Raw genomic sequence first — 13,954 nt, forward strand, 5'->3', positions numbered from 1 at the left:
ATGCAGGCGGGACGGTTACAGCGTGGCGTGCGCGTGACTGCAGTAGTCGTGGCCCTTGGCCTGCACGTTTTCGGAAGCCGGGTAATACACGCCGCAGTGAGCGCAGCACAGCATCAGCTCGGCGTCGGGCAGTTCAGCCACGCGGCCGGGCGGAGTAAAGGGATTGGGCTGCTGCTGGCGTTGCTGCTGGGCGCGCTGCTGCAAACCGCGAAGCTTGCTGCGGATCGCGAACACCACCAGGAACACCAGCGCCAGCCAGAACAAAATACGGGTCATAAATATCCTCGGTGCAAAACCACTTCCAGTACGAAACGGCTGCCGACATAGGCCAGCAGCAAGGTGGCAAAGCCGGCCAGGGTAAACGTCAGCGCCGTCTTGCCGCGCCAGCCGCGAAAGCGGCGTCCGGCCAGCAGCACGGCAAACAGCAACCACGACAGCAGTGTAAACACCGACTTGTGATCCCAGGTCAGGGCCTTGCCAAATAATTGTTCGGAAAACACGATGCCCGACAATACGGTCAGGCTCAGCAAAATGAAACCCAGGCCGATCATGCGAAACAGCAGCTTTTCCATCGTCAGCAGGGCCGGCAGTTGATCCAGCGCGCCCGACAAAAAGCCGCGTCGTTCGCTGCGCGTGTGCAAGCGCGATTCCTGCAGCGCCATCAGCACGGCGTGAAAAGCGGCGATCGTCAGCGTGCTGTAGGCAAGCACGGCCACCGTGATATGCCAGCCGAACACGGCCGATTTGCCTTCCAGCACCACCTGGTTGCCGGGAAAGGCCCAGGCCAGGCCGATCGCCAGCACGGCGCAGGGCATGACCATGCGGCGCAAGCCGTCGAGGCTGAGGTTGCGGTTCTCTATCCAGTAGGCGCCCACCGATACCCACAGCGCAGCCGACAGCATGGCGGAAAAACCGAAGCGCAAGGTGCCCGGCGCCATCAGGTCGAACCACAAGGTAGCGCCGTGCGACAGCCAGGCCAGGCCGGTCAGCGCGGCGATCAGCCTGCCCTGCGACGAGGGAAGAAGCGCGCACACCGCATACGCCAGGGCGGCAAGGAAAAAGAAATAAGTCTGCATGTTGTAAGTTTACACCATAGCTGGCCAGCGCGAATCGCGCAGCGGCACGGGCGGCCGGGCCGGCAGGCCATCCGCAATGCGAAAGAGCCTGCCATGATATCGCGCCTGGGGCCAGGCCGGGTAGCCGGCCCTCAAGATTTTTGGAAACGCCGCCGCCGGTCAGTTTGCTTAAAGCGCCGATTATCGTTAGGCTGGCGCCATCACCGCTTTCTGATTGCCTTGCCATGCCCACCTCCAGCCTCGACGATAAATTGTGTTTCCAGCTGTATGCCACCTCGCTGAAAATGACCCAGCTCTACAAGCCGATGCTGGCGGCCATCCATCTGACGTATCCGCAATACCTGGTCATGCTGGTGCTGTGGGACCAGGAAGGCCTGGGTATCAAGGACCTGGCCGAGCGATTGCAGCAGGACTCCGGCTCGATCACGCCGCTGGTCAAGCGGCTCGAAGCGGAAGGCTACCTGCTGCGCGCACGCGATCCGCGCGACGAACGCAACCGCGTGCTGACCCTGACGCCGGCCGGGCGCCAGCTGCGCCAGGCCAGCACCGCCATCGACCTGGCAATTGCCGACAACTGCAGCGTGATCGCGCCGGAGTTCGAGGTGATGATGGAAGGCTTGCGCAAACTGAACGCCAGGCTGGGTGCCTGAGGGCGCAAGCCTGGCAACTTTCTTTAAAAAATATATTGCGCACTAACGATTAGTGCGCTACTCTTCTTGCATCGACTGGCCGCGCAGCTTCAGGCAGTACGGCAAGGTTGATCTTACCGGTCATTTTTTTATTAATAATTTAGCGCGCTAACTAATAGCAAGCTATAAATCAAGGAGTCCTGCCATGTCGTCCATCCCTTTCAAAGCTTCCCTGCTCGCCGCCGCCATCGCCTCCGCCGCTGCCTTCGCTCCCGCCCATGCTGCCGCGCCAACCCAGCAAAATGCCGACACCACCGTGGTGCTGGTGCATGGCGCGTTTGCCGACGGCTCCAGCTGGGACAAGGTGATCCCGCTGCTGCAGGCCAAGGGCTTGAAAGTGGTGGCCGTGCAAAATCCGCTGACGTCCTTGGCCGACGACGTAGCCGCCGCCCAGCGCGTGATCGATGCGCAGACCGGCCGCGTGATCCTGGTGGGCCATTCGTGGGGTGGCACCGTCATCACCCAAGCGGGCACCAGCGACAAGGTCAAAGCGCTGGTCTACGTGGCGGCGTTTGCGCCATCCGAAGGTGAAGCGTCGGGCGAACTGGGCAAGGACTATCCGACGCCGCCGGGCATCGCCACCCTGACAGCGGATGCCGCCGGTTTCCTGTATCTGCCGGCCGAATCGGTGCGCGTCAATTTCGCCCAGGACCTGCCGGCCGCGCAAACGCGCTTGATGGCCGCCACTCAGGGCCCGATCCACGGCAAGGCGTTTGCCGACAAGACCACCGTGGCCGCATGGAAAAACAAGCCCAGCTATTACATCGTGGCCGGCAAGGACCGCATGATCGCGCCGGAACTGGAACAGGCGTTTGCAAAGAAAATCAACGCCACCACCACCGTGCTGCAAACGAGCCACGTGCCGATGCTGTCGCAGCCAAAACAGGTGGCCGAGGTGATTCTGGCGGCGGTGGCCAAGCACTGACAAGTGGTGGAGATTCGAAAAAGCGGCTTATAAGGAGTTGCCGGGCTGGGCCAGGCCAGCGGGCACGTCGCGCTGTGGCGGCGTTGCCATCGCGCTTGGCCGGCCCTATACTTATATCCTCAAGGCAACAATCTCCCATCCTCCACCCTACTTTTCCTACGCCATGTCTTTTAAGAAATTTTCCTGGCCTTGCCTCTTGGTGCTGGCCTGCACCTTGCTCAGTGGCTGCATGAAAAACGCGCCCTCGCAATCGACGTATGAAGAGTATTTCCGCACATCCATCAATGGCTATGACCTGTACAAGGATTACTTTGACATCGTCAGTCTGGAAAAGGTCAATGGCTGGAAAGAAAACGAACAGTACGAGATCAAGGGTTCGGCGTTATTGCGCGCCAAGGTGGGCTACCTGGAGCTGCTGGCCGATTTCGTCAACCAGATCGAGCAGGAGGCCAAGACGGATCCATCGGTCAACCTGAGCATGGGCGTGGGCTTGATGGCACGCAGCATGAGCGGCGAAAACAAGGCGTTCCAGGAATTCTGGGCGCAGGAAGTGGAGAAAAAAGCGATCCCCGCGTCGCTGCAGGCCAGGCAGGCGGCGACGGCGCCGGAACGTTTCGAGAAATTGCTGCAATGGGCCGATCAGATCGTGATCAACAACTATGGCGCCATCATCAACCGCCAGCTCAAGAAGGGCGACGAGTTGACGCGCGTCTATACACTGACTTTCAAGCAGACGGAAAAAGGCTGGATGGGCTTTAACGCCCGCTGAGCCAGCTTCTTCCCGATCATGGCCCGCCGCGGCGGGCCATGATGTCGATCGCCTTATTTCACGTTCAGGCTTTTCTTGGCCTGATCGAGCAGATCCGTCTTGACCCAGTCTTTCGCCACCGGTGGCTTGCTCATGCGGCCCACGCCGGTTTTCACCATTACATCGGTGGTGGTCTGGATATGTTCGGGCGTGATGTCGTAGGAATACGGCGAATTGCTGATCGCGTCATCGAAGTCATCCTTGGTGATCTGGCCACGGAACACCACTTCGCGCACGTATTTTTCCGCCGTCGGTTTGCTGTCGATAAATGTCTTGGTGGCCTCGACGAAGCAGCGCATGAATTTTTCCGCCACCGGACGGCGTTCCTTGTAGAACTTTTCCGTCATCACCATGGTGCGCACCGGCTCACCGATCGGCGTGTCATACGGTTTCAGCACTTCGCTACCGAAACCCTTGTTGATCGCCTGCGATGATTGCGGTTCCGACTGCATCATGGCGTCGATATTCTTGCCCATCAGCGCCTGGTTCAGGTCGGCATATGCGAGAAACACCAGCTGCACGTCCTTGCCTTTGGTTTCCGAATACGTCAGCCCCGCCTGCGACAGCTCGGCCAGCAGCAGCACTTCCTGGATGCCGCCGCGCGTGACGCCGACGCGCTTGCCTTTCAGGTCCTTCACGCAGGCAAACTTTTGCCCCGCACCACCCACCAGCCGCGCACCGCCCTTGGCAAAGCCGGCCACCACATAGATCGGCGCACCGCCCGCACGGCCGGAAATGGCCGCCTCGGAAGCCGTCGCGCCCACGTCCAGTTCGCCGGCGATAATCGCCTGCATCACATCGAGGCCCTTGGCGAAGATATGCTCTTCGACCTTGATGCCGCACTTGGGCGCGATTTCCTTGATATACGACACGGCGCCGTAGTGGGCGAATTTCAAATTGCCCAAGCGAACCACTTCCTGGGCCTGTACCTGCGCCGCGCCCATGCTGAACGTCAGCATGACGGCGGCGGCGATGGTGGTTTTCAAGATACTGTACTGGCGCATCTGCTTCTCCTGTTTCACGGTGGTGGGGATCGCCTGCCTTGCAGGCAAGGAAACACTGCTTTTTTATTATGCAGAGATAGTACCGTGTGTTGGAGCTGGAGCAACAATTTTTTTGCGCCAGCATCGGCCATGATTAACATTTGCTGCGCAAGGTCAGCGCCGCGCTGCGTGGCGTGCCGTAAAATTGTCGCCACCGATGCGGTCTTAATCGCAGGCGTAAAGACAGGCCAGTTGCAAAGCCGCAGCGAGCGTGACTGATCGGGATTTGATGCGTGCGACCAACATTCCCGAGCCAGTTCTGGAGCTGGCGCCACCGACGGAAGCCGATGATATCGTGGCCGACTACCGGCATATTGGCCTGACGTTGGGAAGACAGCATTATCGCAGCAAATTTTTCCCCACAGCAGCCTACAATCCGAGATCGAATTGCTTGATGCTGGCACTAGTTTGCAGGAAGGTGACGTGCAGTTTTAAGACGCTTACGTTTGACCAACGAAATGACTGATTGAGTTTTTGTGACCATAATAAAATGCGGGCACAATTCATATTGTTGCCCGCATTTAATTATGGCGTCGAGAGTTCAGGTGGTACAGACGTTACCAAGAAGAAACTTACCAACGAAGTTAAAATGCGACCGTGGCAAATAACTAAACGTACGCAATGGGTCGAAACCATCGATCGATCGAGCGATGGCCAGGCACGCCTTATGTACGATTTTTTGAATTCTGCTCCCCCATCTAACAGGGATAATTCAATCGTTCAGTATCCTTCATGCTCCACTAACTGAAATCATCTTGACAGAAATAGCTTAAAAGCAAATAAAAAATTTATGCTCGTCGAAGATCACAGATCCTTGCGCACTCCATGTTCCTTCAAGATTTCTTTGATGCGGTAAATAGTCGGGCCAAGCGCTGTAGAAAGCTTTTCGTGCTCGCTCGCCACTTTGTAGTTGATCGGAGTGAGGCCCTTAAAGTCGGAAGGCAGCTGTACATTTTCCCCTCTCGGAACCAGCAGCAACGTCCGTTTTCGGCCAAGACGGGAGAGGAAGAAACCTAGCTCGAATATGACATTGTCGCGAGGCACTGCCGCTTGCCGGTGACGCGAGCGAATCAAGTCGTCGGGTTGCGCAATGGCGATTCCGAAATCAGCATCATCCACCGCGCGTTCGAGCGCCTCAATCGGATAGCCGCCCGCAGGGAAAATCTGCTCATCGCTCCATATCTCGATGGTCGCATCTTCGTGATCGAGACCTGCCCGAATACATTCCGCAATTTCCAGAGCCTCGGCAGAACAGATGAAAAATACGCGAGGCCTCGCATTAGGACGAGAAATAAATTGGTTGCGCTGTTCCAAACGCCCTGCGAGATCGGCTGCTAAGAGCTTCCACAACCTTGGGTGCTCCGTCGCGATGAGTTCCAACTGCTCGTGCGTGATCCTCCATGCGACAGTGGTTTCGTCGGCTTCAAGAGTAGCCGACCTAAGTATTTCAGGGTTGAGCGCCGACATTTCACCCACAGTCCAGTTTTTCTCGCGCGGGTAGAGTCGCGATCCTTTGACGATCACAGACGCTTTGCCAGCCAAGATAAAATACATGTCACGATCGGCCATCCCCTGGACGATCAAATTTTGTCCAGGAGCGAACTCGACAAGCTCTCCGACCTGGGCAATTCCCCTCGCAATCTCAACGTCGCCTTGAATGATTTTTTGTGCCCGTAACCCTTCGATAAGCGCCTCCCTCTTTTCAAATCTGGATTTCAAACTCATCTTGTAGCTCCTTGGAAAAATGTGCTCTGTTCACGCTTCAATGCCTGAGAATCTTTGGGAGTAATTCGGAGGCGCCCACGATAGTCCTGAAGCTTTGACTGATCTTCGGATATTAACTGCAATTGAAGCGGAGGATACGCCCTGCGAAAAGCATGTGCGCTCGCTTCCACGCTTCCCGAAAAACTCAATTTAGCGATGAGCAAAACGAGGAAGTTGGCTGCTTGATCACGTGCATGAATCAACTGCTGCATTTGAATGATGTCAGTCCCGCTCGGTAAAGGAATGAAGCTCGGATGCGAATGCCACTCACCAAAATAATTGAATTGCTCGGGTCGGTTGCCAGTTCGGGCCATAAATCTGCGCATAAATCGACGATGAAATGATGGATCCCGAACAAAGCTAGCAATCGAACCACCGCTGCGCTGAAAGGACATGGCAATAATTCGAAATTGACCATTACCCAGGTTTTCACCAGCTAGCACACCGCCCATTTCACGCGCCCCTGCAACTTTCAACTCGCGTTTGAGCTTGCGTACACAAGCGTCTTCAATCAGAATTTGTATCATTCGCCCTCCTCTGCAACGGCCAATTTGAGCCTTACCAATATGGCAGCTACTTCCGCTGCCTCATGTGCAGGCAAAAGGTTTCCGAGCAGCGGCATATGAGGGGCTCCCAGATCGATTGGGTGGGTGTCGAAGGCGGCTTTGAATATCCATTCTTCCCGAAGCCCAATCATGTAGGCTGAACTCGCGAAGACGGATTTCTCAGGCGATATCAAAGTATCGATTATCAAACGTGTGAAATGCGCAGCGATGGCTGACACGTCTGCGTCATCCGCGATCATTGGCTCGCCGCCCTCGCCTGTCGCGCCATAGTCGGTGAGCTCTTTCGGCGCCTTCGGAAACTCCGGATTAGCGCACCAAGCGTCAATCGCCGCCCGCGCGAATGGCGGTGCAGGCTCCAATCCAGGGCGCGACCGCGCAATTAAGCCACCATAGCCTCCACCAAATACCCGCGCCCATGCCATCGGTTTTAAGTTATCCACCGCGACGACAGACGCGTAATTAAAAGCATTCGGGTTCCCGGTGGCGTCCACAATCAGATCGCATTGTTGCAAGGCAGCGATCATTTTATCGAAATGCCCCACGGAATTCTGGCCGCCCAAATCGAAAACCCATGCATCAATATCGATATCAGGAGCGAGAAAATTCAGTTTACCTTCAAGCGCTCTGACTTTGTGATGCCCGACCGCTCTCCAGTCCAGTGTATGGCGCACCATATTCCCAGGCATCATCACATCTTCATCCATCAGCACGAATTTGCGAACTCCCGCCCTGGCAAGGGACTCAGCCACTTTGCTTCCCATCGATCCTGCTCCGAGGATAGCGACTTTTTTCATAGCCAATGTGGCGTTATTGTCAAGCATTCGCTTACCTGGTTCTGGATCGATCACGCCCATGTGTATAACTTTGTCATCTTCGGGATCGAGTCTATACGCGAACAAAAAGGAACAAACAGTGATCAGGACAATTTCGTTTCCATTAAAAGGGCCAGCGTCAGGGCCTATGAACGATTCCCTCATTGCGGCAGCCCCGGTCCTGTCATCCTTAGGAATTTGCATCAAACGCATATAATCGACGCCCAGGTCTAGGACGAAGCCTTTGCGGGTTGCGCATTCACCGAACCCCGGCGGCAACTCTGGATCAATCCATTTCGAGCCATCTGGTTGGATGAGGTGATGCAACATATAGACAAGCGATTTTTTGCCAATTGAAATGCGGAATAAAGCTCTCGCGGGTTTGTCACAAATGACGATTTGTTGGAGCATCGATGCTGTCGCCACAAACCGGCTCCACTTGATCCTCATAGACCGGCCTACGGTTGAGCGATGTGCGGATTCAACGACAAGAGGTTGGCCGCCCTCGTCTTTACCCGCCTCGCTATCGAGAAGCTTGTAAACGCTCTGGATCATGTCCACGCCTGTGATCTGAGGCTCCCAATTATCCGGCCGGTGTTCGAGACAAAGCTCGCCCCCAGCGCCATATTGATGACCGGTCCATGTCACGGTCTCTCCACGCGGTTTGATCGAGGGAGGAGTGTGGGGAAATCCTTCGGGATAGGCGAGAGTCACAAGGCGAAGGTTTTCACCAACTTGAAGATCGATATCGACGCACAAGGCTTTGGAGACTTTATCCAGCCGGAAATTAATTCTTTTAAGCCATGCTTGATTCACCGCGAGAGCGGTTATACCGTCGAGCTCGGCTTTGACGCGAGCTGGCTTGGTTTCATACCACATCACGCAAACCCGGCAGGAGTCTTCGAGGGCGAAGCCGCAGTGGCTGGAAAGCTAAATCCAGCCGCTGCGGCAGCCACACCTGCACCGACGGCAGGCGTCGCAGGGTGCAATAAGCTTGAAGAACCGGCGCTAAGAGATTTTGCAACTTTCGCCGCGTTGTCTAAAGCCTCGACGGCTTCATCGTAGTGAAAATTGGTTCGGCGACGTGACGTTCCGAAGAGATTAGTCAATGCCGATGGGGCACGTTTATCAACTTGTTCACCTATTGCTGTTTGGCCTCCCGCGCATCTCATTTGCTCCGTCTCCGATTGCAGCACCGCGCGACTGATGCAGCAGCGAATCTTTTCGCCTTTGATACCGAGGCGGGTAATGGCGATTGGGCCAAATTCAAGGCCAATGGCAAGTCCAAGCTCACCCGTATCGATACCCTCGTCATTTAGCATATCCAACGCCACGACAAAGCTGCTTCGCATAGCCGCGGCACAAAGCATCGCGTTCTTAGAAGACTCAGTTCCTTCTGTGGTTTGAGCGGTCCCCTCGACGAGCACGCCGTGAACGCAGTCGCCGATGAAACGGATTTTTCTGCCTGCAAAGTCTTCATGCAAAACCGCGTCAAGTTCACTACGCAGTACATGCAGGACGCGAACAACGTCCTTTGCCTCTTCGTCATCGTCCACGCGATCACCAACATATTTGGTGAATCCATCGATGTCAGCATAAATCGAAATAGCTTCTTGACGACGCGAATTCGCAGAAGCCAGCAGTTCAATGTCAAGATCGCGATAAGGCGGGGTGTGCGCTGTGAACACGATGCTCGCGATCGGGTGATCCTTTAAACCTTGTTCCCACTCTCTGACCACCTGATCGACAGTGACGTTGAGTTTAGCCTTGTCTTGCGAGACTTGGATCTCCTCGACCGTGAGGGCGGTCACGTCGACGTTGTCGACCTCGTCCAAGTCAATGATCTCGCGAGCGTTGTTGGTGATGAAGATGCCGGCTTTTTGTCCTCCGCCTGCTCGTTTAGCCGCTAAGTTTGCAGGAGGGCCGAGAAACAATGGCTCCCGGTGTCCGCGACGCCCGTTGCTTACTGCCAAAGCTTTACCAGTGTCTATGCCGACGCGAACTTTTGCACCTGGCAGCGGATCATCGCTGTTTTCGCCCGTTTTCGCCAAGACATCACTGATTAACTGAGCTGTAGCCACTGCACGATGAACGCGAGTTGCCTCGTCGCCATACGGTTTGGCGAACACTGCATGTAATCTTTGATTATGAAAATCGACTTGAATCGCATCGACGTCGATCAGAACGCGGCGGACAGCGCGGTAATGAAGGTTGAGAAATCGCAACGTGCGCTTGTGGACCGTTTCCCCTTCATACGTAGTGGTGCCGAGCATGTCGTCAATATTCAGGATGTCGACGTAAATGTGAACCCCATCGACACGGTAGGCCTTGCCATTTGGCAAGTTGAACAAGTCCGTTTCCCGCACGTAGTCTTTAATTACTACGGTCTTGACCTCATTGAGCCGAGTTTGAATACGATCCTCGGCTGACTCTTTTCCCCACGTCCTGTTTGCCATGCTGGCTCCATTAAAATAACTATTTACCGAATTCCCGCTTGAGTGCGAGCAGTCCAACAATACCAGAGAACCGTTACATTTTGGCATTCTCAACTGGCGAGTACTAGCAAAGACTAAAGAGCCACTTCGTTCTCGGCTTTCAACCGCCGCTACGAATCCAGGTCGCTGCGGATTGTTGTCGAAGCTACCAGTGCGATCTGACCGAGTCCATGGCGTTCACGGGCATCGACTTGCCGAAACAGTTTCGGATAGTCACGCCGGTCCACATGCTTGCATGGCACCGCGACTTTGAAGAGCGTGCGCTGGCCGGCGCGACGATCCGGCACAAACTCGCTGCCCTATCGCCCCTAGTTACATTCACAAATCCCTTATTCGCACCTTCGGTGCTCAATGGAGTTTTTCCTCCGCTCGAGGCTGCGCATGGACGGGCAAGGCGTGCTGATGCCGCTGGCTGAGGCGATCTAGCACTTTTTGACCACCTGCCTCGCCAGCCATGATGGCGATATCTCGCATCATCTTGGATGGACCGCCAGCGTTCTTGATGTGCACCATAAACGCTGCAGCACCCGAAACGATATTCCCGCTAGGGGCCATGATTTTTCTGTAAAACGGATCAGTCATTTGCTTTCTCCTGGGAGAAGTTGTTTACCAAGTGGCAGGACCAGCGTAAGGGGTTTCCATAATTTCCGAACCGGAAATAACGGCAACTGACGGGACAGACGGCGGCTGGTGCAGAAAACGAGAATTTGCTGATTTTCTCAACCGGGCCCCTCATGTTTGACCCATTGCCACTGCCCGTATTCGACAGGACCCTGTCGGCGCTGAGAAATGTCCTGACTGTCTTGCCAGGAGACACGATAGAAATGTGAGAGCCAGATGGCAAAGCATATAGCGCGCTTGCTGTCTCGATTGATATGAAACAGACGGTACAGAATGTGTAGTGCTACGGGAAAGAGTCGTGGAAAGTCTTGTTTATAGAGGCTGTACAGGTTCTCTGCGTAGTTTGCCAACGCTTGATCGTCTTCGTCCTTGAACTGGCGCGCATGCTCAAACTCATCCAGTGCTGGTTCACCATTTGGCATCTCCAATCGAATAAATGAGGCTGGTAGCGAGATAGCTCTTTTCCTGTGTGCGTATGACATGCCCATATTCATGAGGTTGAGGCAGATCTTGTTCAGCGAGTTGCCGGTCAACTCGGCTGTCTGCATCAGGTGGTTGCGCAGTGCCATCGGCATGCGCAGATTGACTGCCACCGAGCTCGGTGCTTTGTCTGTGTTATCGAGGTTCTTGACGAAATCATCAAGCTTCTCGGGGCAGTTGGTCAGCATCCATTGTTTGGCCTGTTCCACGTCGATTAGACTGGCATCGTTGATGTACACGAATTGCAGTGCATCGTCATTCCACAGCGGTTTATTCCAGAACGCAAGGAAGTAGCGGACGTTGCCTTGTGTCTGATAAAGGCATTGGTGGATGCGCCGATGTACGACCGTATCTTCGACCAACTCACTCACAACTTTCACATCTTCGTGAAAGCGGTGCGCTGTATCCGTGTTGATGTTGACGCCATCGATGACTTTTCGGATTGGTGTAAGTTCGTCCATATATATCAATGTAAGTTTTGAAAGGGGCAGTTGACCAGCCGGCAGGATATTAGAGCCTGGCTGGTCAACCAATTCAATTGAACTTCTTCACGTCATCGATCAGCGCAGCCGTGGCGCCAACAGACGATGCCAGTGCAATGCCAGTTGCCGTGATCGCGCCCACAGGGCCAAAAACTGGTAGCGCCACAACTACAGCTACCCCCGTGGCAGCACCCTTTGCCATGTTTTCCAGCATGTCTAGAAAGCCCATTTTTACTCCTTATCAGTTTATTAAGACGCCGCTGGCGTTGTTTAAGCGCGCATTGTGGCGCGCTGGTTGTACCCTATCTCAATGCCCACACGTCGTTGGTCGCGTTTGAAATTGCGCAACCCGCGCCAGTCCGAGCCCGTCTTGGCGCACGAAGTCGCCATTTATTGCTTCTCTTTTGATGGAGCGAAGTAATTATAATCCGAAATAAAAAAAACATGTAGTTTTTTTTACTTTGTAAAAAATACAGTTCATTTTTAATGAATTTTGGGAGTGACCTACGCCTGGTGATGGCAATCGTGGCTAGCGGCACGGTGGTGACATCGAATTTGGATTCAGATAGGCACGAGGCGTCTGTGAATTGTCGATGTTGGCGAACCAGGTCAGCGCCGGCGGGACGTCGGCCAACTGGTGGAACTACGCTTCCGTCAAAGAAAGCCGTCATTTCCTCTGTGGCTGAGGTAATCCGCGACATTGGATAAACCGAGCTGATAGTTCTTCATCACGCGCCTGGGGACTGGTGTGTGTGAAAACACGATACCTTACCTGTGCCAGCAGGTCGGTCTTAGTAGCAGCAGCAGGGTGGCTAAGGCTATGCAATGGTAGGAAAACTGTATGGATTCCGTAGCGTTCAATATGAATGTCTCGGAATGCATCCTGTAGCACGTTAGTACCGATTTGAAGATTTTTTGCTTGATAGATCGCCTATGGCTGGCAGCGTGGCGAAGGACCATCCCATGTTCTTGAACTGCGTTAGGTGTGCCAGTGACAATAGGGGCAAGTCAGTGTTAGCCCGGAACATCAAGACACCATCACCGTCATAACGAAAGAAATCGGCTAAACGATTTTACTTTATAAACCATACCACTAAGAACATCGTTGGCCTGCCCGTTACCGAGGTCAAGGAGTCGCGCGACAGGGTACGTGCCGCACTGCAAAATTGCGGCTTCGAGATGTTAGCCCGGCGCATCAAGGCCAACCTGGCGCCAGCCGACCTGCCGAAAGAATCGGGACGTTTCGACCTGCCGATCGCGCTGGGCATCCTAGCCCCCTCCGGCCAACTGCCCGCCGAACCGCCTGCAGCCGCGCCGGCAGCCGGGGCAGCCGGGGTCCGGGCAGCCGGGATCAGGTCCGCCATTCGTACACGAACTCAGCCCTGACTGCAAACCTGAACCGAGATCTATTGGCCGAGTCGGCCTGGCGCGTCAGCTTTTGAATTCCTGATAAGTTGCTGGCATCTTGCCATGCTTGGTTAGCAAATAGCCATGACCCGGTTCAGCAACAGCAAGACTGCCATTGACTATGTCTGCCCCTAATTGGTTGAGGTAGCCACGCAACATGGTGTTCGTGAACCGCTGTTTGATCGATTTCAACTTGTATGCTGCCATGTCTTCAAATGGAAACGGCTCACCAGCTTGGCCAAACTTCCATTTTCCGCCGTCATTCGCAGCAAAGATATGCCGTTTCTCGACGCCCTGCCGGTAGTACTCGAGTATCGATGCGCAGTATTGCATCGTTTGCCCGTTCGACGCATCGAGGATGTCGTCTGCCATGACCACCCTCATGGCGTCGACACCGAGTTTCGATGACAATACTTTCGGCGGACCGGCATCCGTTCCATTGACGCCATTGTCGAAATACATCGTCCAGTGTTCATTGAGCGGCCAGAACAGGTACTTCGTGGTAACCGGTGCGGTGCGAGGCAACAGCGCCTGCAGAGCACCGCCAAGGTCATCGTGGCGCACTTCCAGGCGCAACTCAAAACCATATTGCCGTAAAACCTCTTTCTGCCAATCCAGGAAGCTTTCTACAACAATATTGCCTGGTGCTTTCACCAGACCGAACGAGGATGGAAACTTCCCAGCATTCACAAGATTCATTTCAATGCCCCGTCTGCAGCATGGCGATGGCAGCAACTTCGATTTCTTCAGCGTGATACATGGGAGTTCCCGTCATGGACAATGGCT

Annotated in this window: 14 protein-coding genes and 1 pseudogene; 4 read left to right on the top strand and 11 right to left on the bottom strand. The window is 54.7% G+C overall.

The genetic code is table 11. From position 1 onward, the window contains the following. Window positions 1–15: 15 nt before the first annotated feature. Both AC0Z42_RS09325 and AC0Z42_RS09330 read right to left on the bottom strand, forming a co-directional pair. Window positions 16–276, bottom strand: coding sequence for a PP0621 family protein (locus AC0Z42_RS09325; RefSeq protein ID WP_485467947.1), 261 nt, complete (start codon window positions 274–276; stop codon window positions 16–18). Further along, window positions 273–1,076 carry a cytochrome C assembly family protein gene (locus AC0Z42_RS09330; RefSeq protein WP_485467948.1) on the bottom strand — a complete coding sequence of 268 codons (804 nt, stop codon included), beginning with the start codon at window positions 1,074–1,076 and terminating at the stop codon, window positions 273–275. Before AC0Z42_RS09330 ends, AC0Z42_RS09325 begins: the two co-directional genes overlap by 4 nt. 224 nt (window positions 1,077–1,300) lie before the next feature. On the opposite strand from AC0Z42_RS09330, the gene AC0Z42_RS09335 reads away from it, so the two are divergent. The 3 genes from AC0Z42_RS09335 to AC0Z42_RS09345 all read left to right on the top strand — a co-directional run bounded on the left by AC0Z42_RS09335 (window position 1,301) and on the right by AC0Z42_RS09345 (window position 3,459). Then, entirely contained in the window at window positions 1,301–1,726 is a 426-nt protein-coding gene (locus AC0Z42_RS09335; protein WP_485467949.1) for a MarR family winged helix-turn-helix transcriptional regulator, read from the top strand. A gap of 184 nt (window positions 1,727–1,910) precedes the next feature. Beyond that, entirely contained in the window at window positions 1,911–2,690 is a 780-nt protein-coding gene (locus AC0Z42_RS09340; protein WP_485467950.1) for an alpha/beta fold hydrolase, read from the top strand. A 163-nt stretch (window positions 2,691–2,853) separates the two neighbouring features. Next, window positions 2,854–3,459, top strand: a complete 606-nt coding sequence (locus AC0Z42_RS09345; protein WP_485467951.1) for a hypothetical protein — start codon at window positions 2,854–2,856, stop codon at window positions 3,457–3,459. Window positions 3,460–3,512: 53 nt separating this feature from the next. Here the strand turns inward: AC0Z42_RS09345 and AC0Z42_RS09350 are convergent, their stop codons facing one another. The 8 genes from AC0Z42_RS09350 to AC0Z42_RS09385 all read right to left on the bottom strand — a co-directional run bounded on the left by AC0Z42_RS09350 (window position 3,513) and on the right by AC0Z42_RS09385 (window position 11,990). Then, a complete protein-coding gene (locus AC0Z42_RS09350) occupies window positions 3,513–4,457 on the bottom strand; it encodes an ABC transporter substrate-binding protein (protein WP_485468167.1) in 945 nt (314 codons plus the stop codon). Window positions 4,458–5,345: 888 nt separating this feature from the next. Beyond that, window positions 5,346–6,266 (bottom strand): TIR domain-containing protein, encoded by a 921-nt coding sequence (locus tag AC0Z42_RS09355; protein ID WP_485467952.1) that lies wholly within the window; start codon window positions 6,264–6,266, stop codon window positions 5,346–5,348. Then, window positions 6,263–6,832, bottom strand: a complete 570-nt coding sequence (locus AC0Z42_RS09360; RefSeq protein WP_485467953.1) for a Mov34/MPN/PAD-1 family protein — start codon at window positions 6,830–6,832, stop codon at window positions 6,263–6,265. The genes AC0Z42_RS09355 and AC0Z42_RS09360 overlap by 4 nt, the downstream gene beginning before the upstream one ends. Then, a complete protein-coding gene (locus tag AC0Z42_RS09365; protein ID WP_485467954.1) occupies window positions 6,829–8,562 on the bottom strand; it encodes a ThiF family adenylyltransferase in 1,734 nt (577 codons plus the stop codon). The genes AC0Z42_RS09360 and AC0Z42_RS09365 overlap by 4 nt, the downstream gene beginning before the upstream one ends. Further along, window positions 8,562–10,139, bottom strand: coding sequence for an adenylate/guanylate cyclase domain-containing protein (locus AC0Z42_RS09370; protein ID WP_485467955.1), 1,578 nt, complete (start codon window positions 10,137–10,139; stop codon window positions 8,562–8,564). The genes AC0Z42_RS09365 and AC0Z42_RS09370 overlap by 1 nt, the downstream gene beginning before the upstream one ends. Before the next feature lie 387 nt (window positions 10,140–10,526). After that, on the bottom strand, window positions 10,527–10,760 hold the full coding sequence (locus tag AC0Z42_RS09375; protein WP_485467956.1) for a hypothetical protein: 234 nt from the start codon (window positions 10,758–10,760) through the stop codon (window positions 10,527–10,529). A 137-nt stretch (window positions 10,761–10,897) separates the two neighbouring features. Further along, complete coding sequence (locus AC0Z42_RS09380) at window positions 10,898–11,740, bottom strand: hypothetical protein (RefSeq protein ID WP_485467957.1); 843 nt, start codon at window positions 11,738–11,740, stop codon at window positions 10,898–10,900. A 73-nt stretch (window positions 11,741–11,813) separates the two neighbouring features. Continuing rightward, window positions 11,814–11,990: a hypothetical protein gene (locus tag AC0Z42_RS09385; protein WP_485467958.1), complete on the bottom strand. Its 177-nt coding sequence runs from the start codon at window positions 11,988–11,990 to the stop codon at window positions 11,814–11,816. An 869-nt stretch (window positions 11,991–12,859) separates the two neighbouring features. On the opposite strand from AC0Z42_RS09385, the pseudogene AC0Z42_RS09390 reads away from it, so the two are divergent. Next, window positions 12,860–13,108: pseudogene (locus tag AC0Z42_RS09390) on the top strand (magnesium chelatase domain-containing protein); the annotation flags it as partial. An 84-nt stretch (window positions 13,109–13,192) separates the two neighbouring features. Here AC0Z42_RS09390 and AC0Z42_RS09395 read toward each other — a convergent pair. Continuing rightward, complete coding sequence (locus AC0Z42_RS09395) at window positions 13,193–13,867, bottom strand: hypothetical protein (RefSeq protein ID WP_485467959.1); 675 nt, start codon at window positions 13,865–13,867, stop codon at window positions 13,193–13,195. Between the last annotated feature and the right edge of the window lie 87 nt (window positions 13,868–13,954).

It is taken from the genome of Janthinobacterium sp. 1L-D-8-B-C4 (assembly GCF_057291295.1).